The 19922-nt window shown below is 70.9% G+C and carries 18 protein-coding genes; 4 read left to right on the top strand and 14 right to left on the bottom strand.

The genetic code is table 11. The annotated features are described in order from the left end of the window. Positions 1–7 precede the first annotated feature (7 nt). The 3 genes from JIX55_RS29665 to JIX55_RS29655 all read right to left on the bottom strand — a co-directional run bounded on the left by JIX55_RS29665 (position 8) and on the right by JIX55_RS29655 (position 2640). Positions 8–640 (bottom strand): zeta toxin family protein, encoded by a 633-nt coding sequence (locus JIX55_RS29665; RefSeq protein WP_257566315.1) that lies wholly within the window; start codon positions 638–640, stop codon positions 8–10. A gap of 74 nt (positions 641–714) precedes the next feature. Continuing rightward, on the bottom strand, positions 715–1386 hold the full coding sequence (locus JIX55_RS29660) for a response regulator transcription factor (protein ID WP_257566314.1): 672 nt from the start codon (positions 1384–1386) through the stop codon (positions 715–717). A 51-nt stretch (positions 1387–1437) separates the two neighbouring features. After that, on the bottom strand, positions 1438–2640 hold the full coding sequence (locus JIX55_RS29655) for a sensor histidine kinase (protein WP_257566313.1): 1203 nt from the start codon (positions 2638–2640) through the stop codon (positions 1438–1440). Positions 2641–2848: 208 nt separating this feature from the next. Here JIX55_RS29655 and JIX55_RS29650 point away from each other — a divergent pair, with 208 nt between their 5' ends. Continuing rightward, entirely contained in the window at positions 2849–3865 is a 1017-nt protein-coding gene (locus tag JIX55_RS29650; protein WP_257566312.1) for an SAM-dependent methyltransferase, read from the top strand. Positions 3866–3880: 15 nt separating this feature from the next. Here JIX55_RS29650 and JIX55_RS29645 read toward each other — a convergent pair whose 3' ends face one another. Next, complete coding sequence (locus tag JIX55_RS29645) at positions 3881–5041, bottom strand: NADH-quinone oxidoreductase subunit D (RefSeq protein WP_257566311.1); 1161 nt, start codon at positions 5039–5041, stop codon at positions 3881–3883. A 31-nt stretch (positions 5042–5072) separates the two neighbouring features. Here JIX55_RS29645 and JIX55_RS29640 point away from each other — a divergent pair, with 31 nt between their 5' ends. Together JIX55_RS29640 and JIX55_RS29635 are read left to right on the top strand one after the other, a co-directional pair. Continuing rightward, complete coding sequence (locus tag JIX55_RS29640) at positions 5073–5579, top strand: PH domain-containing protein (protein ID WP_257566310.1); 507 nt, start codon at positions 5073–5075, stop codon at positions 5577–5579. A 179-nt stretch (positions 5580–5758) separates the two neighbouring features. Next, positions 5759–7108: a PH domain-containing protein gene (locus JIX55_RS29635; protein ID WP_257569515.1), complete on the top strand. Its 1350-nt coding sequence runs from the start codon at positions 5759–5761 to the stop codon at positions 7106–7108. A 380-nt stretch (positions 7109–7488) separates the two neighbouring features. On the opposite strand, the gene JIX55_RS29630 is transcribed toward JIX55_RS29635, so the two are convergent. Further along, entirely contained in the window at positions 7489–9471 is a 1983-nt protein-coding gene (locus JIX55_RS29630) for a hypothetical protein (protein ID WP_257566309.1), read from the bottom strand. A 314-nt stretch (positions 9472–9785) separates the two neighbouring features. Next, a complete protein-coding gene (locus tag JIX55_RS29625; protein WP_257566308.1) occupies positions 9786–10910 on the bottom strand; it encodes an alpha/beta hydrolase in 1125 nt (374 codons plus the stop codon). A 202-nt stretch (positions 10911–11112) separates the two neighbouring features. Here JIX55_RS29625 and JIX55_RS29620 point away from each other — a divergent pair, with 202 nt between their 5' ends. Next, on the top strand, positions 11113–12969 hold the full coding sequence (locus tag JIX55_RS29620) for a phosphatidylglycerol lysyltransferase domain-containing protein (RefSeq protein ID WP_443046728.1): 1857 nt from the start codon (positions 11113–11115) through the stop codon (positions 12967–12969). Between the two features lie 92 nt (positions 12970–13061). Here JIX55_RS29620 and JIX55_RS29615 read toward each other — a convergent pair whose 3' ends face one another. From JIX55_RS29615 to hpt, 8 genes are all read right to left on the bottom strand, one after another. Then, positions 13062–13547, bottom strand: coding sequence for a DUF3180 domain-containing protein (locus tag JIX55_RS29615; RefSeq protein WP_257566306.1), 486 nt, complete (start codon positions 13545–13547; stop codon positions 13062–13064). 119 nt (positions 13548–13666) lie between these two features. Beyond that, positions 13667–14278 (bottom strand): 2-amino-4-hydroxy-6-hydroxymethyldihydropteridine diphosphokinase, encoded by a 612-nt coding sequence (folK, locus tag JIX55_RS29610; protein WP_257566305.1) that lies wholly within the window; start codon positions 14276–14278, stop codon positions 13667–13669. After that, positions 14275–14634, bottom strand: coding sequence for a dihydroneopterin aldolase (folB, locus tag JIX55_RS29605; RefSeq protein WP_257566304.1), 360 nt, complete (start codon positions 14632–14634; stop codon positions 14275–14277). The genes folK and folB overlap by 4 nt, the downstream gene beginning before the upstream one ends. 249 nt (positions 14635–14883) lie before the next feature. After that, a complete protein-coding gene (locus JIX55_RS29600) occupies positions 14884–15387 on the bottom strand; it encodes a nuclear transport factor 2 family protein (protein WP_257566303.1) in 504 nt (167 codons plus the stop codon). Next, the gene (gene folP, locus JIX55_RS29595; RefSeq protein ID WP_257566302.1) at positions 15384–16250 is read right to left on the bottom strand and encodes a dihydropteroate synthase; all 867 of its coding nucleotides are present in this window, start codon (positions 16248–16250) and stop codon (positions 15384–15386) included. Before folP ends, JIX55_RS29600 begins: the two co-directional genes overlap by 4 nt. 58 nt (positions 16251–16308) lie before the next feature. After that, on the bottom strand, positions 16309–16914 hold the full coding sequence (folE, locus tag JIX55_RS29590) for a GTP cyclohydrolase I FolE (RefSeq protein WP_257566301.1): 606 nt from the start codon (positions 16912–16914) through the stop codon (positions 16309–16311). Between the two features lie 180 nt (positions 16915–17094). Next, a complete protein-coding gene (ftsH, locus tag JIX55_RS29585) occupies positions 17095–19110 on the bottom strand; it encodes an ATP-dependent zinc metalloprotease FtsH (protein ID WP_257566300.1) in 2016 nt (671 codons plus the stop codon). Positions 19111–19288: 178 nt separating this feature from the next. Continuing rightward, a complete protein-coding gene (hpt, locus tag JIX55_RS29580; protein WP_257569514.1) occupies positions 19289–19849 on the bottom strand; it encodes a hypoxanthine phosphoribosyltransferase in 561 nt (186 codons plus the stop codon). Positions 19850–19922: the final 73 nt, after the last annotated feature.

Below are 19922 nucleotides of genomic sequence, written 5' to 3'. Positions count from 1 at the left end.
GCGGCCGTCAGTCGAACCGGATGTGCCGTACGCCGACCCCCGCCTGCCGCAGCCGGGTCCGCAGCGCGCTCTCGTTGTTCGGCCTGAGCCGCAGACCGGCGAGGACGGCGATGCGGTCGGCCGTCTTCGGGACGGTCGAGTGGTCGGTCCACAGATGCTCGGCGAACTCCGGCTCCTGGAGCCGTTCCAGGCAGTGGTCGAGCTGTTCGACGGCCCAGCTCTCGCGGCGGAGCGGGGCTTTCTTTCCGGCGACGTACCCGAGGAGGTGGCCGAAGCCGCGTTCGCGCAGCCGCTTCAATACGGTCTCCCGCTCGGCGAGGAGCGTGAAGTGCCGTACGTCGTGGCCGAGTTCGCGCAGGCGGCCGACGGTCTCCGCGAAGTAGGCGGAGTTGGTGACCGTCATGGGGGCGATCACCACACCGTCCCGCGCAGTGAGGGCGAGGTCCAGGACCTCGACCACGCCCTGCCGCCACGAGGCCAGGTCCTGGAAATCCGCGCGCAGTTCGGGCGGGAGCATGCGACGCAGGCCGAAGCCGGGGTGCTCGGGGTCGCAGATGACGCTGCCCGGCAGCCGGCGCTGGATCTCGTGTGCGGTTTGTGTCTTGCCGCCCCCGAAGGGCCCGTTGATCCACAGGAGCATGCGCGCACCCTAGTGGGCAAGGATCACACCGGAGTCACGCTCGCCTGTGGGCTCGGCCGGCGGTTCGCCGCGGCTCAGGGCTGTCCCCCGGCCCGTACCAGCCCCGTCTCGTACGCCAGGACGACCACCTGGACGCGGTCGCGCAGGCCCAGCTTGGTGAGGATGCGGCCGACGTGGGTCTTGACCGTGGCCTCGGAGAGGACGAGGCGGGCGGCGATCTCGCCGTTGGAGAGGCCCTGGGCGACGAGGATCATGACCTCGCGTTCACGTTCGGTGAGCCGTTCCAGCTCCTTGCGCTGGGGCTCCGTGCCGGTGCTCGGGAGCATCGGGGCGAACCGGTCGAGGAGGCGCCGGGTGGTGGAGGGCGCGACGACGGCGTCGCCGCTGTGCACCGAACGGATCGCGGCCAGCAGCTCGCCCGGCGGCACGTCCTTGAGCATGAAGCCGGAGGCGCCGGCCTTCAGCCCGGAGAAGGCGTACTCGTCGAGGTCGAACGTGGTCAGGATGAGCACCTTCGGCGGGTTCGGCTCCGCGCAGATGCGGCGGGTGGCCTCGACGCCGTCCAGCTTCGGCATCCGGACGTCCATGAGGACCACGTCCACCTCGGTCCCCCGCACCACCTGGAGGGCCTCGACGCCGTCGCCCGCCTCCGCCACGACCTCCATGTCCGGCTGGGCCGCCAGCACCATCCGGAACCCGGTGCGCAGCAGCACCTGGTCGTCGACGAGCATTACGCGGATCGCCATCGGGGTCCTCTTCCGTGTCCGTTACAGGTGTCAGCGTGTGGCATGGCCGTGTCAGTGTGCGGGCTTCAGGGGCAGCAGGGCGCTGATCCGGAAGCCGCCGCCGGGGCGGGGGCCCGCGTCCAGCGTGCCGCCGACCATACCGACGCGCTCGCGCATACCGATCAGCCCGTGCCCCTGACCGTCGGCGCCGCCCTCCTCGTACAGCTCGTGGGGCGCGCCCTTGCCGTCGTCCTCGACGAGCAGGCCGAGGCCGTCGTCGAAGTAGACCAGCCGGACGCTCGCACCGGCGTTCGGGCCGCCGTGCTTGCGGGTGTTGGTGAGGGCCTCCTGGACGATGCGGTACGCCGTCAGCTCCACACCGCTGGGCAGCGGGCGCGGGGTGCCCTCGATCTTGAAGTCGACGGGCAGACCGGCCACCCGGCACTGCTCGACGAGGTCGTCGATCTGCTCGACATCGGGCTGCGGGACGTATTCGCCGACCTCCCGGTGCTCGCCGGTACGCAGCACACCGAGCAGGCGGCGCATCTCGGCGAGGGCCTGGCGGCCGGTGGAGGAGATGGTCTCCAGGGCCTTCTTCGCCTGGTCGGGGGCGGCGTCGAGGACGTACGCGGCGCCGTCGGCCTGGACGACCATCACGGAGACGTTGTGCGCGACGACGTCGTGCAGCTCACGGGCGATCCGGGCGCGCTCGGCGGCGACCGCGACCTTGGCCTGCGCCTCGCGCTCCTTCTCCAGGCGGGCGGCGCGCTCCTCCAGCTGGGCGAAGTACGCGCGGCGGGTGCGCAGGGAGTCGCCGAGCACCCAGGCCAGCGCGAACGGGACGGTCAGGACGACCGCGAGCACCGCGTTGCCCAGCGTGCTCGTCTGCTCCTCCGTCCAGCGCAGCTGCGCCAGCGACGCCGCGCAGAGGCCGCCGCCCAGGGCGAACCAGGAGGCCCAGCGGGCGCCGTTCGCCGCGACCGTGTAGATGACCACGAGCATCGCGAAGTCGGCCGGGATTCTCGGCACGTCGAGGATCAGCTGCGCGAAGCCCGCCGCGGCGGCCAGCATCAGCATCTTCTCGGGCATACGGCGCCGCAGGGCGATCGACAGGCAGAGCGCCAGCGTGATCGCGGCGAACGCGGTCTCGTTCACGTCCGTCGCGTAGTCCGGGTCGATCGTTCCGCCCACCACGGTCATCCCGAGCAGGACGACGGCCCAGAAGCTGTCGACCCATGTCGGGTGCCGGCGGAGGAAGTCATAGAGGCGCTGCACGTAACCCAGCGTAAAGAAGTGCGGTGTGTGCCGGGGTCAACCGGAGGGCCGATCCGTGACCGGGCCACGTACTCCCCAAGGTGGAGGTCGGGTTACCTGTTCCGCTTAGCCTGTCGCTGTGACGGATCGCCTACGAGCTCGGGAGGGCGGATTGGTTTGCGGCTGCGGGTCGTGTGGGGCTTGTCGCGCCCACGCGGCGAAGCCGCACATGTCAGAGCCCCGCGCCCCCAAGAGGGCGCGGCCTTGGCGTGCGGCGGTCGAGAAGGCCCTGTACGGGCCTGAGGGGTTCTACCGGCGGCCGGAGGGGCCCGCCGGGCATTTTCGGACCTCCGTGCACGCGTCGCCGCTCTTCGCCTCCGCCGTGGCGCGGTTGCTGTGTCGGGTCGATGCGGCGTTGGGGCGGCCCGGCGAGCTGGGGTTCGTGGACATGGGCGCCGGGCGGGGTGAGCTGGTGAGTGGGGTGCTGGCCGCGCTGCCCTCCGATGTGACGAAGCGCACGCGCGCGTACGCCGTCGAGCTGGCCGACCGGCCGGCCGGGCTCGATCACCGCATCGAGTGGCTCGCCGAGCCTCCCCAGGGGGTCTCCGGGCTGCTGTTCGCCAACGAGTGGCTGGACAACGTGCCCGTGGAAGTCGTCGAGGTGGACGCGGCCGGGGTGGCGCGGTTGGTTCTCGTACGGGAGGACGGCAGCGAGCGGCTGGGCGAGGCCGTGGACGGGGAGGATGCGGAGTGGCTGGGCCGGTGGTGGCCGCTGGACCCCGAGGAGGGGCTGCGGGCCGAGATCGGGACGCCCCGGGACCGGGCGTGGGCCGCGGCCGTGGCGGGGGTCGAGCGGGGGCTCGCCGTCGCCGTCGACTACGCGCACCTCGCCGGTGCCCGGCCGCCCTTCGGGACGCTCACGGGATTCCGGGAGGGGCGGGAGACCGCGCCGGTCCCGGACGGGTCGTGCGACATCACCGCGCATGTGGCGCTCGACGCGTGCGCGCTGCCGGGGGCACGGCTGCTGACCCAGCGGGACGCCCTGCGCGCCCTGGGGGTCTCCGGCGGCCGCCCGCCGCTGTCCCTGGCGACCACCGATCCGGCGGCGTACGTACGGGCCCTCGCGGGCGCGGGCGAGGCCGCCGAACTGACCGCGCCGGGCGGGCTGGGCGACTTCGGGTGGCTGGTGCAGCCGGTTGGCATCGCGGACCCGCTCGGCGACTGCCCTCGCCCCCTGCTCGGCTGACCGCGCCCCTGCTCGCTACTTGTCGATGTCCCCCACCACGAAGAACAGCGACCCCAGGATCGCCACCATGTCGGCCACCAGCGTGCCCGGCAGCAGTTCGGTGAGGGCCTGGATGTTGTTGTACGAGGCGGAGCGGAGCTTGAGGCGGTACGGGGTCTTCTCGCCCTTGCTGACGAGGTAGTAGCCGTTGATGCCCAGGGGGTTCTCGGTCCAGGCGTAGGTGTGACCCTCGGGGGCCTTGAGGACCTTCGGGAGGCGCTGGTTGATGGGGCCGGGCGGGAGTTCGGCGAGACGGTCGAGGCAGGCGTCGGCGAGGGCGAGGGAGTTGTGGGTCTGCTCCAGCAGGCACTCGAAGCGGGCGAGGCAGTCGCCCTCGGTACGCGTGACGACCTTGAGGACGTCCTGGAGTTCCCCGTACGCCAGGTAGGGCTCGTCGCGCCGCAGATCGAAGTCGACGCCGGAGGCGCGGGCGATGGGCCCGCTCACCCCGTACGCGTGCACGGTCTCCGGCGCGAGGACGCCCACGTCCCGCGTACGGCCCCGGAAGATCTCGTTGCCGACGACCAGGTCGTCGAAGACGCCCATGCGGGAGCGGACGTCCGCGACGGCGGCCCGCGCGCGTGCGGTCCAGCCCGCCGGGAGGTCCTCCTTGAGGCCTCCGACGCGGTTGAACATGTAGTGCATACGCCCGCCGGAGATCTCCTCCATGACGCTCTGGAGTTCCTCGCGCTCGCGGAAGGCGTAGAAGACCGGGGTGATGCCGCCCAGCTCCAGCGGGTACGAGCCGAGGAACATCAGGTGGTTCAGGACCCGGTTCAGTTCGGCGAGGAGCGTGCGCATCCAGACCGCGCGCTCCGGCACCTCCATGCCGAGCATGCGCTCGACGCCGAGGACGACCCCGAGTTCGTTGGAGAAGGCGGAGAGCCAGTCGTGACGGTTGGCGAGCATGATGATCTGGCGGTAGTCGCGCGCCTCGAAAAGCTTCTCCGCGCCCCGGTGCATATAGCCGATGACCGGCTCGGCGTGCTGGATCCGCTCGCCGTCGAGGACGAGCCGCAGCCGCAGCACACCGTGCGTGGACGGATGCTGCGGGCCGATGTTGAGCACCATGTCCGTGCTCTCGGCGGCACCGCCGATACCGACCGTCGTCTCTCGGGTCTCCGTCGGGGGAGTCATGGACCCAGTCTGTCGTACGTACGCTGGCGGGATGGAGACGGGGACCTTGGAAGACGGCGCCGAGCGCGCCGAGGGCGAGCCGGTCTGGATCGGACTGCCGCCCGGGCTGTTGCGGATGCGGCGGCTGTTGCTGGTGGTGTGGCTCGGACCGATCACGGTCGGTACGGCAGTACTGCTGGGCTGGCTGGCAGGCCCGCCCTGGGCTGCCTTCGCGCTGCTGCCGCTGAGCCTGCTGCTGTGGGGCTGGCCCATGCTGGGCCGCAACTGGCGCTCGTGGCGGTACGCCGAACGGGCCGACGACCTGCTGATCAGCCGGGGCGTGCTCTGGCACGAGGAGACCGTCGTGCCGTACGGGCGCATGCAGCTGGTCGAGGTGACCTCCGGGCCCGTCGAGCGCCACTTCGGCCTGGCGAGCGTGCAGCTCCACACGGCCGCGGCCGCCACGGACGCGCGCATTCCGGGCCTCGACCCTGCCGAGGCCGAACGCCTCCGCGACCACCTGACCCAGCTGGGCGAGGCCCGATCGGCAGGGCTGTGACAGTGCCGACACGGGACGCGGACGACGCCGTACGGGCTGAGGGGCCGGGGGCCGGGGCTGAGCGGGGGCCGGGGTCCGAGCCGGGGGTGGGAGCGGGAGCGGAGCCGGGGCCGGTGAGTGGGGCAGTGAGTGGGCCGGGCGTGAAGCCGGGGCCTGAGACCGAGGGCGTGGGCATGGACATGGGCGGGGCGAGCGGGGCGCCTGGGTCAGGAGCCTCGGGTAGGGCCGGTGAGAAGGCCGTCGTCGAGCGTCGGCTGCATCCGGTGACGCCCTTGCGGCGGGCCTGGGCGCCGGTGGCGGTGCTCATCGGGTGGGCCGTGCACGATCCGGACGGGACGCAGCGGCAGCTCATGCGGCTCGACACGACGACCCTGCTGATCGGGCTCGCGGTGTTCGTCCCGGCCGCCGCCCTGTACGGCTTCCTGACCTGGTGGTTCACCCACTTCGCGGTGACCGACAGCGAACTGCGCATCCGTACCGGCCTGTTGTTCCGCCGTACCGTCCACATCCGCCTCGAACGCATCCAGGCCGTCGACGTCACCCGGCCGCTGCTGGCCCGGATCGCGGGCGTCGCCAAGCTCAAACTCGACGTCGTCGGGACGGACAAGAAGGACGAGCTGGCCTACCTCGGCGAGGCCTACGCCCGCTCCCTGCGGGCCGAACTCCTCGCCCGCGCCGCCGGTTTCGCGCCCGAGACCGCGCACGAGGTCGGCGAGGCACCCGTACGGGAGCTGCTGAAGGTCCCCGCAGGAGTGCTCGCCGTCTCGCTGGTGCTGACGGGGGCCACCTGGGGGACCTTGGTGGCCGCGGTCGTCGTACCGTCCGTGCTGTGGTTCGCCACGGGGAGCGTGTGGACCGTCCTCGCGACCGGGCTGCCGCTGCTCGGCGCCGCCGGGGCGAGCAGTGTGGGGCGGTTCGTCGGGGAGTACGACTGGACGGTGGGCGAGTCCCCCGACGGGCTCCGCATCGACCACGGGCTCCTCGACCGGGCTCACGAGACGGTCCCGCCCGGGCGCGTGCAGACCGTACGCGTCGTCGAACCGCTGCTGTGGCGGCGCCGTGGGTGGGTGCGGGTCGAGCTGGACGTGGCCGGGTCCTCGAACTCCGTCCTGATACCGGTCGCACCGCGCGAGGTGGCCGAATCGGTGATCGCGCGTGTGCTGCCGGGGGTGAGCGTGCCGGACACGGCGGTACTCATACGGCCGCCGGGGCGGGCGCGGTGGTGCGTGCCGTTGTGGTGGCGGGGGTACGGGCTCGCCGTCGACGACACCGTGTTCGCCGCGCGGAACGGGTTGTTGCGGCGTCGGCTCGATCTCGTGCCGCATGCGAAGGTGCAGAGCGTACGGCTGTCGCAGGGGCCGTGGGAGCGGCACAAAGGGCTGGCCGATGTGCACGTCGACACCGGCGCCAACAAGACCGTGACCGCGCGGCTGCGTGATGCGGCCGAGGCGGCTGAGCTGTTGCGTGCGCAGGCGGAGCGGTCGCGGACGGGGCGGCGGGAGGCTCGGCCGGACCGGTGGATGGCGTAGGGCCCGGGAGCGTTGGGGGGCCTGATGCGTTGGACGCCTGGTGTCTTGCACGCGTGGTGTCTCGGACGCGTGGTGTCTCGGACGCGTGGTGTCTCGGACGCGTGGTGTCTCGGACGCGTGGTGTCTCGGACGCGTGGTGTCTCGGACGCGTGGTGTCTCGGACGCGTGGTGTCTCGGACGCGTGGTGTCTCGCACGCGTGGTGTCTCGCACGCCCGGCGGTTGATGCCCTGGAGTGCCTGGCAGTCCCTGGGTGCCCGGCGGTGGGGCGGGCGGTGGGGCGCTCACCGGCGCTCGCCGGGTGTCGCTGCGCCCACCCGTGCCGCCCCTGCCGGCACGACTGCCCGCAGCTACGACAGCCGGACCCACCCCTGGCCGGCGGCTAGGACGCCGCCGTACGAAGCCCCTGTACGTCGATCTGTTCCGTCTCGTCGTGCGCCGTGAGGTCGATGACCTGGCCGACGCCTCGGGAGGCCTCGTCGACTCGCTTGAACTGAGCCTCGGACTCGGCCTTGTGCAGCGCGAGGGCCTCCTGGCCGACAACGTCGGCGAGGTCCTCGTTCTGAACCGCCTCCAGGGTGTCCGCGCCCTTCTGCGTACCGAAGAAGTCGAACCCGCCCTCGACGGCCGTCCGCCGCTGCGGCGCGGCCGGAACGACGGCCACGGCGGTCGGCACCGTGAAGTGACCGGCGGGCCGTACGGCCGACAGCGCGGGCAGAGCCGCCTGCTCCGTCTGCTCCGCGTGCTCCGTCTGCTGCACGTGCTCCAGCCGCGTCGACCTCGCCGGAACCGATACCGCGGGTACGGACTCGGCGGCCGCGCGCTCATGCCCGCCGACCGCCACGGACTTCCCCGCCGCGTCGTCCTCCTCGGCGGTGAGCACGGGAACCGGCTCGTCCTCCGCCCCGGCGGAACGTCCCTGCCGAGTACCACCATCGGTCGGCCCGTCCGGGTCGCCCTCGGGATTGGGATCCTTGGGGGGACCACCCTTCGGTGCCGGACTCTCGGCGGTCGCGCCGAGGGTGGACGCATCGGCGGAATCGGCGGCGGGCGCGTCGATGGACTCGTCCACCGGTACGTCAGCGGAGTCGTCAGCGGAATCGCCCTCGGCCTCGGACGCGTTCCCTTCCTCGACCCCGGCGACCCCGGCGACTCCGGACTCGGCGTCGGCATCGGCATCGGCATCGGCATCCGCGATGGCATCGGTCTTGGTGTCGGCTTCCACCTCGGCGTCGACATCGCCCCCGACAGCAAGCCCGGACTCCGACTCGACCGCGTTCTCAGCCCCGGACTCGCCGTCGACCTCAGTCAAGGCCGCGTCCTCAGCCACACCCCCGGTCACGACCACCACATCGGCCACGGCCTCAACCGCACCCTCGATCTCGGCCTCAGCCCCAGCCTCGGCGTCACCCTCCGCCTCGACCTCGGCCCCGGCCTCCTCCTCATCCGAGTCCGTCACCGAGCCCCGCTGAGTGATGATCCGGTCCAACGCCGAGTTCGCGCGCAGGAAGAGCGAGGAACCGGTCGGCGAGAACACCGCGGGGGCAAGCTTCTTCGCCCCGGAAGCCTCCTCATCAGCCGCAACCTCAAACTCAGCCTCGGCGTCACCCTCGGCGTCGGCGTCAACCTCGGCGTCAACCTCGGCGTCGTCCTCGGCAGCCGCATCCGCCTCGCCACTGGCCGAGGCAGCCACGGCCCCGCCCTTCGCCTTCTTGGAGGCCTTCTCGGAGGCCGCCTTCGACGCCGCCTCCCACGATGCCCAAGGCGCCCCCGGCGCCGGAACCCCCTGCGGCGGCACCGGCGTGGCCCGAGCCGCCGCGTCGGCCTCTGCACCATCGGCCGCACCCGCACCCGCACCCGCGTCCGCGTCCGAACCAGCCGCCGGCAACGCCCGCGCCCCCTCGGGAGCGGTCGCCTCGATCTCCAGCAGGCGGCGGCCCTCCAGGGCGCTGGCGCGCTCGGTCTCCGCGGTGGCGTAGCGGCGCAGGAGAGCGGCGTGCTCGTTGCGGAGGCCCGCGAGCTCGGTGCGCTTGGCGCGGAGCTTGTGCTCCAGCTTGGTGCGCAGTTCGCGCGACTCGTCGAGATCGGTCTCCAGCTCGGCGGCCCTCTCCTCGTGCCGCCACTCGTCGCTCGCCCGCGCGCGCGTGAGGTCGGCGACGCGTTTACCCGCCTCGACGTCCCAGCGGCGCATGACCGCCGCGCCCACGGTCGCGGTCGCCGCGGCGACGGCGGCGGTGACCCGGAGTACCGCCGGCTCGGAGAAGATCCAGGGCCCGAGGGCGCAGACGAGCGAGACGCCTGCGATCGCCGTGGGGGGCAGCAGCCTGTGCAGAGGCGGTGAATGGCGGTGACGTCCACGTGGCATGGCCAGAAACTTACCGCGCGTAGGCGAATGATGGTGCCCCGGGCCGTAAAAACTCAGCCGCCCCCTAACCTCTCACAAGCCCTCACAAGCTCCCTCACCGCCGGTGCACCAATGCGCCCACCGGCGACTCCTCTACTGGATCAACCCCATTGAATCCAGATACGCCTTGGCCACATCTGCCTCTTTCCCCCGGCACGGAATTCCGCGAATTGCCGACCCCGTCGCTGACGCGTCACCGACCCATCGCCGACCCCGTCGCCGACTCGTCACCGACCAGTCGCCACCCCGTCACCGACCCCGCCCCCACCCGCCCGTCAGCGGTCGCTCAACCGCCCGCTGACCCACTGCAACGTCGCCGGAATCTCCCGCCGCCACGTGTTGAAGTTGTGCCCGCCGCTGTCGAGGATGATCGACGAGATCCGTGTCGGCCGCTTCTCCTTCACCCGCTCGATGAACTCGAGCGTGGTCTTGTAGTTGGTCTCCCCCTGTTTGCTGCTGGTGACCAGGAGAGAGGTGTCGGGCGCCGGACGGTGCTTCAGATACCAGAACAGATCCGCCTCGTTCCGCAGTGTCGTGTTCCCCTGGAAGAGATCACCGGTCGTCGCGTCGATCGGCGCCTTGTAGTACGGCGAGAGGCCCGCGCCCGCGGCGTACACCCCCGGGTGGTGCAGGGCGAGTTTCAGCGCGCAGTAGCCGCCGGTGGAGTCGCCGACGACGCCCCAGCTCCCGGGCTTCTTCCCGACCCTGTAGTGGTGGCCCACGGCGTCCGGCAGATCCTTGGCGAAGAAGGACTCGGTCCGCGGTCCGCCCGGGACGTCCACGCACTCGGTGTCGCGCGGCGGCGCCACGGTCGGCCGCAGCATCACCAGGATCATCGGCTGCGCCTTGCCGTCGCGGGCCAACTTGTGGGCCGTCTGCGGGAAATGCAGGCCCTTGATGAGCGCCTCGGCGGTGCCCGGGTAGCCGGTGAGGACGACGGCCGCGGGGAAGGTGCGGGTGCGGTACTGGGCCTGGAAGTACTCCGGCGGCAGATAGACGTACGCCGGGCTCGCGATCCGTGTCGTACGGCCGACGATCTCGACCTTCTGGATCTGGCCGCCGACCTCGGGGCGGGCGCCGCCGGCCACGTTCACCTGCTGGGTGTCGACGACCCGCAACGGCCCACCCGTGTCGGCGCCGTCATGGTCGACGACCACGCCCTGGCCGTTCTCCTGGCCGAGGAGATCGGCCCAGCTGGCGTAGAACCCGAAGGCCTGGTTCGCGGCGAGGCCGACCGACACGAAGACGGCGACCTGCGTGGCCAGCAGCACGCCGATCCGTCCGCCGACGGCCCGCCAGCCACGGCGTGCCAGCCGCGGCCACAGCCAGACCGTGCCGATGAACAGCAGCACGGCTGACAGGACCGCCAACGCCAGCACCTTGTTGCTCGTAAGACCCATTGGGTTGTCCCCCGCCGACCTTTCTTTCCTTGCCTTGCCTCGACTTGGCCTGCCCTTTGGTTCAGCTTTCCGAGGGAGAGTGAACCTCCGTCCCCAAGACACCGTCCTAGAGGGCGCAATGTCGCCGGATGCCGGAAAGGCACCGGATCCAAGCTCACTCGCGGAACTACGGGATGCGATGTCTGTCAGGACAGATGGGGAAATTTCGGGTGGGGTTCCGGTCCGGTCGGACCGACTCCCATCGAGCGCCGTCCGGCGCGGATACGCCGCCGTGCGCGGCGTGCTGCGCGGGCCGCGCCCCGAGGCCGTGCCCGCCCTGGTCGCCAGGGCCTGCACGCTCGTCGGGCTCGTGGACATCGCCGCGGGCGTGTTCCCCCGATTCCGGAACAGCCGTATGCACGCGCTGGCCGAGGTGCTGCCCGGCGCGCTCGGCCCGTTCGCGGCGGCCCTGTCGCTGAGCGCCGGAGTCCTGCTCCTGCTGCTCGCCCACGGTCTGCGGCGGCGAAAACGGCGGGCCTGGCGCGCGGCCGTGATCCTGCTGCCGGCCGGGGCGATCGCCCAGTTCACCTACCGTCACTCGCTCGTCGGCGTCCTCGTCTCGCTCGCGCTGCTCATCCCGCTGCTGCGCCACCGCGACGAGTTCCGCGCCCTGCCCGACCCGTACAGCCGCTGGCGGGCGCTCACCAACTTCATGCTGATGGGCGCCGGTTCGATCGTCCTCGGTCTGGTCGTCGTCAGCGCCCACCCCGGACGCATGGTCGGCGATCCGAGCCTCGCGGACCGCCTCGAACACGTCATCTACGGCCTGTTCGGCATAGAGGGCCCCGTCGGCTACGCCGGCAACACGTCCTGGACGGTGGCCTTCTCCCTCGGCGCCCTCGGAGTGCTGACCGCCATCACCACCATCTACCTGGCCTTCCGCCCCGAACACCCGGCGGCCCGCCTCACCGACGAGGACGAGGTACGGCTGCGAGCCCTGCTCGCGAAGCACGGCGGCCGCGACTCCCTGGGCCATTTCGCGCTCCGCCGCGACAAGGCGGTCGTGTTCTCGCCGAGCGGCAAGGCGGCGGTGACGTACCGCGTCGTCTCCGGTGTGATGCTCGCCAGCGGCGACCCGATCGGTGACGTCGAGGCCTGGCCCGGCGCGATCGAGCGCTTCATGGACGAGGCGAAGGCCCACTCCTGGACCCCGGCCGTCATGGGCTGCTCGGAGACGGGCGCCGAGGTGTGGACCCGCGAGACCGGCCTCGACGCCCTCGAACTCGGCGACGAGGCGGTGGTGGATGTCGCGGATTTCTCCCTCGCCGGGCGCGCGATGCGCAACGTGCGTCAGATGGTGAAGCGCATCGAGCGGCTCGGTTACGAGACCCGGGTACGGCGCGTCCGTGACCTCGGCGAGGCGGAGCTGGACCGGATCCGCCGCGCCGCCGAGGACTGGCGCGGCACCGACACCGAACGCGGTTTCTCCATGGCGCTCGGCCGCATCGGCGACCCGGCCGACGGCGACTGCCTGATCGCCACCGCTCACAAGGCCGACGAGATCCCCGGCCCGTACGGCGACCTGAAGGCCGTACTCCACTTCGTGCCCTGGGGGCCCGACGGCGCCTCACTGGACCTGATGCGCCGCGACCGCTCGGCGGACCCCGGCATGAACGAACTCCTCATCGTCGCGGCCCTCCAAGCGGCCCCCCGCCTGGGCGTGAAGCAGGTCTCCCTGAACTTCGCGATGTTCCGCTCGGCCCTGGCGCGCGGCGAGAAGATCGGCGCCGGCCCGGTGCTGCGCGCCTGGCGCGGGCTGCTGGTCTTCCTCTCCCGCTGGTTCCAGATCGAGTCGCTGTACAAGTTCAACGCGAAGTTCCGCCCCCGCTGGGAGCCCCGCTTCGTCGTCTACGCCGCCTCCCGCGACCTCCCCCGCATCGGCTTCGCCGCGATGCAGGCCGAGGGCTTCGTCGACCTCCCCCTCCCCCGCGCCCTGCGCCGCCGCGCGAAGGCCATGGCCCCGTGCGCCCACGCGGTGGCCGACCGCGGCATGAGTGAGCACGGCGTACGCGCGGCCTGACACCCGGCCGCCCCATGGACAGGCCTGAGCGAGGGCCCTCAGCTACCCCGTGCCCGGGGCCCCCGCTCAGGTCGCGCGAGAATCGCCCGGCGCTACACCGCCCGCGCCGCCCCGCCGTTCGTGTCGTCGTCCTCCGGCAGCTTGCAGACGCGCTCCAGGAAGAAGGCGGCCACTATGACGGCGATGCCCGCGAGGACGGAGAACCCGGCGTAGATGGCCTGGTCGCGGCGGGCCGGGATCTCCAGGTGCTCCAGGAGGAAGGTGCCGACACCGCCGTACATCCCGGAGACCAGGGCGGCGACGAGGGCGCTGGCCTGCCCGAAGACAACCGCGCGAGCGGCCATCAGGGGGTCGACGCCCTTCGCGTCGGGCCGGCGCTCCCGCTGGGCCTTGAGCCGGTTGCGGATGGACAGCGCGGTGGCCGTCAGGACGGCGGCGATCAGGGCGAGCACGACGGGAGCGGCCAGCGGGACGCTCGGCAGTGTGCCCACCGAGTTCCACAGCCGGGCCCCGGCCCAGGACAGCACCCCCGCCACGACGAACACCGTGGCCAGCGTCCTGATGCGCAGCTCTTTCACGATGCCCCTTCGACGAGCCCGATGGTCCACGGACGCCGGGATCCAGGGACCGGGTGGTCGGCCCGGCCGGTGGTCCCGACGGTGTCGGGTGATGATCCCGACCCGGTAGACCTTAACGACTACTCGGGCAGCTGGAGTTCCTGGTCGGCGCGGGGCGACACGCCCTCATGGGTGATGTCGGCGAGCAGCCGGGCGACCGGGCCGCGGCCGGCGAGCTGTGCCTCCGGCTCCACGTCGTGCCAGGGGGCGAGGACGAAGGCCCGCTCGTGCGCGCGCGGGTGCGGCAGGGTCAGCACCGGGTCGTCGGAGACCACGTCCGCGTAGGCCACGATGTCGACGTCGAGCGTGCGCGGCCCCCAGCGCTCGTCCCGGACGCGGTGGAAGGCCTCCTCGACTGCCTGGGCGCGCTCCAGGAGGGACGACGGGGGCAGTGTCGTCTTCAGCACCACGACCGCGTTGAAGTACGACGGCTGGCTGCCCGGTGCCACGCCCCACGGCTCGGTCTCGTACACCGGCGACACGGCCTTGATACGGACGCCCGGGGTGTCCTCCAGCGCGTCGATGGCGCCCTGGAGGTTCTCCAGGCGGTTGCCCAGGTTCGAGCCCAGGGAGACCACGGCCCTGCGGGGGTTCTGCAGGGTCGTGTCGGCCTCGTCCACCTTCTGCACGACGGAGGCGGGCACCGGCTGTACGGTCGGGTCGCTCTGACCCTCGGTGAAGAACGCGGTCATACTCGGCTCCGGGTGATGGTGACGGTCACGTCGTCGAAGGGGACCGTGATCGGCGCGTCCGGCTTGTGGACGCTGACTTCGACCTCCTGGACCCCCTCGTGCTTCAGGCACGCCTGGGCGATGCGCTCGGCGAGCGTCTCGATGAGGTTCACGGGCTCGCCCTCGACGATGCCCACGACCTCCTCCGCCACGATCCCGTAGTGCACGGTCTTCGCCAGGTCGTCGTCGGCCGCGGCCGGCCGGGTGTCCAGGCCCAGCGTGAGGTCCACGACGAAGGTCTGGCCCTCCTCGCGCTCATGCGGGAACACCCCGTGGTGTCCACGGGCCCTGAGGCCGCGCAGCGCGACACGATCCACGCGAATCACTCCTGCAATCGTCGGGGACGGCCGATGTCTTCCGAGTGGGGTCGGCACACCGGCCACACTCGAATCTACCTGCGGGCACTGACAGCGTTCACCCACAGAAGCTCGGGCCCACCCCCGGACGGGCAGGGTTCATCGAGCGTTTCCCCGAGGGAAGCACGATGGCTCACGGGTGGGAAGCCGCCCATACCCGCGAGCCTGTGTTCCCCATCACTCATCGGCCCTTGAGGACCGCCTACCCACTCAGGAAGGTGACTCGTCGTCCTCGTCGTCATCGGATTCGGTGAGTACCGGGGAACCGTGGTGCGACCAGAGCTTCCAGCCGTCGGATGTGCGACGGAACACATTCGTCGCGACCACCAGCTGCCCCACGAGCGGCCCCAGCTCGTCGCTGCCGTCCGGCGCCGGACCGCCGCTGAGGATGTTCTCGGTGCAGGTGACGAGCGCCGTGTCCCCGGTGACCGACACATGCACATCGGTGAGGAAGAACTGGATGTACTCGGTGTTCGCCATGATCAGCGCATACGACCGCAGCACCTCGCCCCGGCCGGTGAGGGCCGGCCAGCCGGGGTGCACACAGGAGATCACTCCGGTCTCGGCGGGGTCGTGGTACTCCTCGTCCACGCCCACGTCGGCCGGGGCCAGCCAGAGCGAGGAGAGCGTCTCGAAGTCGCCCTGTTCCATCGCCTCGTAGAAGGCCCGGTTGGCGAGTTCGACCTGTTCGACGTCGGTGTGGGCAGTGCTCACCGCTCGCGGGCTCCTTCGATGGCGCGGGTCACGCGGACCGCGTCGGCGGTGGCGCGGACCTCGTGCACCCGGACCGCCCAGGCGCCCTGCTGGGCGGCCAGGGCCGATACGGCGGCCGTGGCGGCGTCGCGTTCCCGTGCGGGCGGCGGGGCGCCCTCCGGGCCCGCCAGGACCCGGCCGAGGAACCTCTTGCGGGAGGCGGCGACCAGCAGGGGGTGGCCGAGGGCGTGCAGCCGGTCGAGGTGGGCGATGAGGCTGAGGTCGTGTTCGGCGTCCTTGGAGAAGCCGAGGCCCGGGTCGACGATGACGCGGTCCGCCGCGACACCGCCCTCCAGAACGGCCTCCACGCGCGCGCGCAGCTCGTCCAGCACCTCGGCGACGACGTCCTCGTAGACGCCCCTGACGTTGCCGCCCGCCAGGAAGCCGCGCCAGTGCATCACCACGAAGGGGGCACCCGCGTCGGCGACCACCTGGATCATCGCGGGGTCGGCGAGGCCGCCGCTGACGTCGTTGACGAGGACAGCGCCGGCCGCCAGCGCTTGCCCGGCGACGGAGGCGCGCATGGTGTCCACGGAGACGGTGACGCCCTCGGAGGCCAGTCCCCTCACAACCGGGATGACCCGTCGGAGTTCCTCCGCCTCGTCGACACGGGTGGCACCGGGACGGGTCGACTCACCGCCGACGTCCACCAGGTCCGCGCCCTCCGCCACCATGTCCAGGCCGTGCTTGACCGCCACCGTGGTGTCGAACCAGCGTCCGCCGTCGGAGAACGAGTCCGGGGTGACATTCACGACCCCCATGACCGCGCAACGGTCCCACAGGGGCATTCCGGCCACACGGCCACGCCGGTTCTGCATGCTCATGCGTCAAGCCTAGGCCCCCGGGGCGGCGGCGATCCGCCGATCCCGGCACCGGGGACGATCAGTGGGCCATGATGAGGCTCATCGCCTCGTTGCGGGTGGCCGCGTCCCGGAGCTGGCCGCGCACCGCCGACGTTATGGTCTTCGCGCCGGGTTTGCGGATGCCCCGCATCGACATGCACATGTGCTCGCACTCGACGACCACGATCACACCGCGCGGCTCCAGGATGTCCATCAGCGAGTCGGCGATCTGCGTCGTCATCCGCTCCTGCACCTGCGGCCGCCGGGCGTAGACGTCCACGAGCCGCGCCAGCTTCGACAGACCGGTGATCTTGCCGGTGGTGGACGGGATGTACCCGACATGGGCCACGCCCCGGAACGGCACCAGATGGTGCTCACAGGTCGAGTACACCTCGATGTCCTTGACCAGCACCATCTCGTCGTGCCCCAGGTCGAACGTCGTCGTCAGCACGTCCTCCGGTTGCTGCCACAGCCCCGCGAAGATCTCCCGGTACGCCCGCGCCACCCGCGCCGGCGTCTCCCTGAGCCCCTCCCTGTCGGGATCCTCACCGACCGCGATCAGCAGCTCACGTACGGCGTTCTCGGCACGCTTCTCATCGAACTCGCCGATGGTGCCCTCGCCGTCCAGCGTCACGGGGTCGGTCATGTGGTGCCTCGCTCCTGAGCCTGTGACGCATACGGGTTACGCGTCTCATGTTTCGGCCATACGAAAATGCCGCGCCCCCCAGGCTAAAACCAGGGGGGCGCGGCATCCATTCGGGGCCGGATGAGGCGGCCGGGGCCGGGAGCCGGGGCTTCCGGTGGCCGATTCTCACCGAGTGGGGCGTCAGCTCTCCGGACTCTCCTCCGGGGTCACCTCGACCGTCGCCTTGGTGGTGATCGCCGGCGTCGCGCCGTTGGCGCCGTTCGTCAAGGCGAGCTCCTTGGGGGAGAGCACCGGCGGACGGGTGGAGGGGGTGCGGCGGGAGGAGCCGGTCCAGGCGGGCCGGGGCGGACGCTTGACGATGGGGGCGAAGATCTCGGCGATCTGCTCCTTGCCCAGCGTCTCCTTCTCCAGCAGCTGAAGCACCAGGTTGTCGAGGACGTCGCGGTTCTCGACCAGGATCTCCCAGGCCTCGTTGTGCGCGTTCTCGATGAGCTTCTTGACCTCTTCGTCGACCAGCGCGGCGACCTCTTCCGAGTAGTCGCGCTGGTGAGCCATCTCACGTCCGAGGAACGGCTCCGTGTTGTCGCCGCCGAACTTGATGGCGCCGAGACGCTCGGTCATGCCGTACTGCGTGACCATCGCGCGGGCCAGGCTGGTGGCCTTCTCGATGTCGTTCGCGGCGCCGGTGGTCGGGTCGTGGAAGACCAGTTCCTCGGCGGCGCGGCCACCCATCATGTACCCGAGCTGGTCGAGCATCTCGTTGCGCGTGGTCGAGTACTTGTCCTCGTCCGGCAGGACCATCGTGTAGCCCAGGGCGCGGCCCCGGGACAGGATGGTGATCTTGTGGACCGGGTCGGAGTTCGGCGAGGCCGCCGCGACCAGGGCGTGTCCGCCCTCGTGGTACGCGGTGATCTTCTTCTCCTTGTCCGACATGATCCGGGTCCGCTTCTGCGGGCCCGCGATCACACGGTCGATCGCCTCGTCCAGCATGTGGTTGTCGATCAGCTTCTTGTCGCTGCGGGCCGTCAGGAGCGCGGCCTCGTTCAGGACGTTGGAGAGATCGGCACCCGTCATGCCGGGGGTGCGGCGGGCGACGGCCCCGAGGTCGACGTCGGGCGCGACCGGCTTGCCCTTCTGGTGAACCTTGAGGATCTCCAGACGGCCCTGCATGTCCGGGCGGTCGACGGCGATCTGGCGGTCGAAGCGGCCCGGGCGCAGCAGCGCCGGGTCGAGGATGTCCGGTCGGTTCGTCGCGGCGATGAGGATCACACCGCCCTTGACGTCGAAGCCGTCCATCTCGACGAGCAGCTGGTTCAGCGTCTGCTCGCGCTCGTCGTGACCACCGCCGAGGCCGGCGCCGCGGTGGCGGCCGACCGCGTCGATCTCGTCGACGAAGACGATCGCCGGGGCGTTCGCCTTGGCCTGTTCGAACAGGTCACGGACCCGGGAGGCACCGACACCGACGAACATCTCGACGAAGTCGGAACCGGAGATCGAGTAGAAGGGGACGCCCGCCTCGCCGGCGACGGCGCGTGCGAGCAGCGTCTTGCCCGTACCGGGCGGGCCGTAGAGCAGCACACCCTTGGGGATCTTGGCGCCGACGGCCTGGAACTTGGCCGGCTCCTGCAGGAACTCCTTGATCTCGTGGAGCTCCTCGACGGCCTCGTCCGCGCCCGCGACGTCCGAGAACGTCGTCTTCGGGGTGTCCTTGGTGATGAGCTTGGCCTTGGACTTCCCGAAGTTCATGACCCGGGAGCCGCCGCCCTGCATCTGGTTCATCAGGAACAGGAAGACGACCACGATGAGGACGAAGGGGAGCAGAGACAGCAGGATGCCGACGAAAGCGTTCTGCTTGGTCGGCGAGACCGTGTAGCCGTCGGGGATCTGCTTGTTCTGGAACTTGTCCTGCAGGGTGTTGGCGAGGGTCACACCCTGGTCGCCGATGTAGCTCGCCTGAATCTTCGAGCTGCCCTCGATCTTCTGCCCGTCCTTGAGCTGAACCTTGAGGATCTGCTCTTCGCCGGTGGTCAACTTGGCCTCTTGGACCTTGTTGTCATTGATCGCCTGGACGACCTGGCCCGTGTCCACCGTCTTGTAGCCGCCGGACGAGCCGACGACCTGCATCAACACGACCACGGCAAGGACGGCCAGCACGATCCACATGACTGGCCCACGGAAGTATCGCTTCACGTCCATCCATACGGAGCGGTGTCGCCCCGTCCCTCCTGCCATAGTGAGTTTGATAAAAGACTGTTCTTCGGACGGTACCCCAGCTTTGTCACCCGAAGCCGCAGGGGACCGATGGCAATACCGTCCTCGCATCCTCCAACGGCGCGAAACCCGCTGGGGTTCCCGAGCGTCTTACGAAGGTGGTTCAGCCGCCGTAGACGTGGGGCGCGAGAGTACCGACGAACGGGAGGTTGCGGTACTTCTCGGCGTAGTCGAGGCCGTAGCCCACGACGAACTCGTTGGGGATGTCGAAGCCGACCCACTCCACGTCGATGGAGACCTTGGCGGCGTCGGGCTTGCGCAGCAGGGTGCAGATCTTCAGGGACTCGGGCTCGCGGGAGCCGAGGTTGGAGATCAGCCAGGACAGGGTGAGGCCCGAGTCGATGATGTCCTCGACGATCAGGACGTGCTTGCCCTTGATGTCGGTGTCGAGGTCCTTGAGAATCCGCACCACGCCGGAGGACTGAGTGCCCGCGCCGTAGGAGGAAACGGCCATCCAGTCCATGGTGACCGGGGTGGACAGCGCCCGTGCGAGGTCCGCCATGACCATCACCGCGCCCTTGAGGACTCCGACGATGAGCAGATCCTTGCCCGCGTACTCCGCGTCGATCTTCGCGGCCAGCTCGACCAGCTTCGCGTCGATCTCTTCCTTGGTGATGAGTACCTCTTTGAGGTCGGCACCCATGTCTTTCGCGTCCACCCGCATCACTTTCGGTCGGTCGTCCCAGGGCCGCTCCCGGACGCCGGTCCCGCGAGGGGGCCGGGGGCCCGTGTGAGGG

Origin of the sequence: Streptomyces sp. DSM 40750 (genome assembly GCF_024612035.1) — a bacterium.
Taxonomy (GTDB): Bacteria; Actinomycetota; Actinomycetes; order Streptomycetales; family Streptomycetaceae; genus Streptomyces.
The sequence above is the reverse complement of the archived record's forward strand: the minus strand, read 5'-3'. Positions and strand labels throughout refer to the sequence as shown.

Coding starts and splice junctions, on each gene's coding strand:
- JIX55_RS29665 (WP_257566315.1), bottom strand. CDS start 640: ATGCTCCTGTGGATCAACGGGCCCTTCGGGGGCGGCAAGACACAAACC.
- JIX55_RS29660 (WP_257566314.1), bottom strand. CDS start 1,386: ATGGCGATCCGCGTAATGCTCGTCGACGACCAGGTGCTGCTGCGCACC.
- JIX55_RS29650 (WP_257566312.1), top strand. CDS start 2,849: ATGTCAGAGCCCCGCGCCCCCAAGAGGGCGCGGCCTTGGCGTGCGGCG.
- JIX55_RS29645 (WP_257566311.1), bottom strand. CDS start 5,041: ATGACTCCCCCGACGGAGACCCGAGAGACGACGGTCGGTATCGGCGGT.
- JIX55_RS29640 (WP_257566310.1), top strand. CDS start 5,073: ATGGAGACGGGGACCTTGGAAGACGGCGCCGAGCGCGCCGAGGGCGAG.
- JIX55_RS29635 (WP_257569515.1), top strand. CDS start 5,759: ATGGGCGGGGCGAGCGGGGCGCCTGGGTCAGGAGCCTCGGGTAGGGCC.
- JIX55_RS29630 (WP_257566309.1), bottom strand. CDS start 9,471: ATGCCACGTGGACGTCACCGCCATTCACCGCCTCTGCACAGGCTGCTG.
- JIX55_RS29625 (WP_257566308.1), bottom strand. CDS start 10,910: ATGGGTCTTACGAGCAACAAGGTGCTGGCGTTGGCGGTCCTGTCAGCC.
- folK (WP_257566305.1), bottom strand. CDS start 14,278: ATGACCGCGTTCTTCACCGAGGGTCAGAGCGACCCGACCGTACAGCCG.
- folP (WP_257566302.1), bottom strand. CDS start 16,250: ATGAGCATGCAGAACCGGCGTGGCCGTGTGGCCGGAATGCCCCTGTGG.
- folE (WP_257566301.1), bottom strand. CDS start 16,914: ATGACCGACCCCGTGACGCTGGACGGCGAGGGCACCATCGGCGAGTTC.
- ftsH (WP_257566300.1), bottom strand. CDS start 19,110: ATGGACGTGAAGCGATACTTCCGTGGGCCAGTCATGTGGATCGTGCTG.
- hpt (WP_257569514.1), bottom strand. CDS start 19,849: ATGCGGGTGGACGCGAAAGACATGGGTGCCGACCTCAAAGAGGTACTC.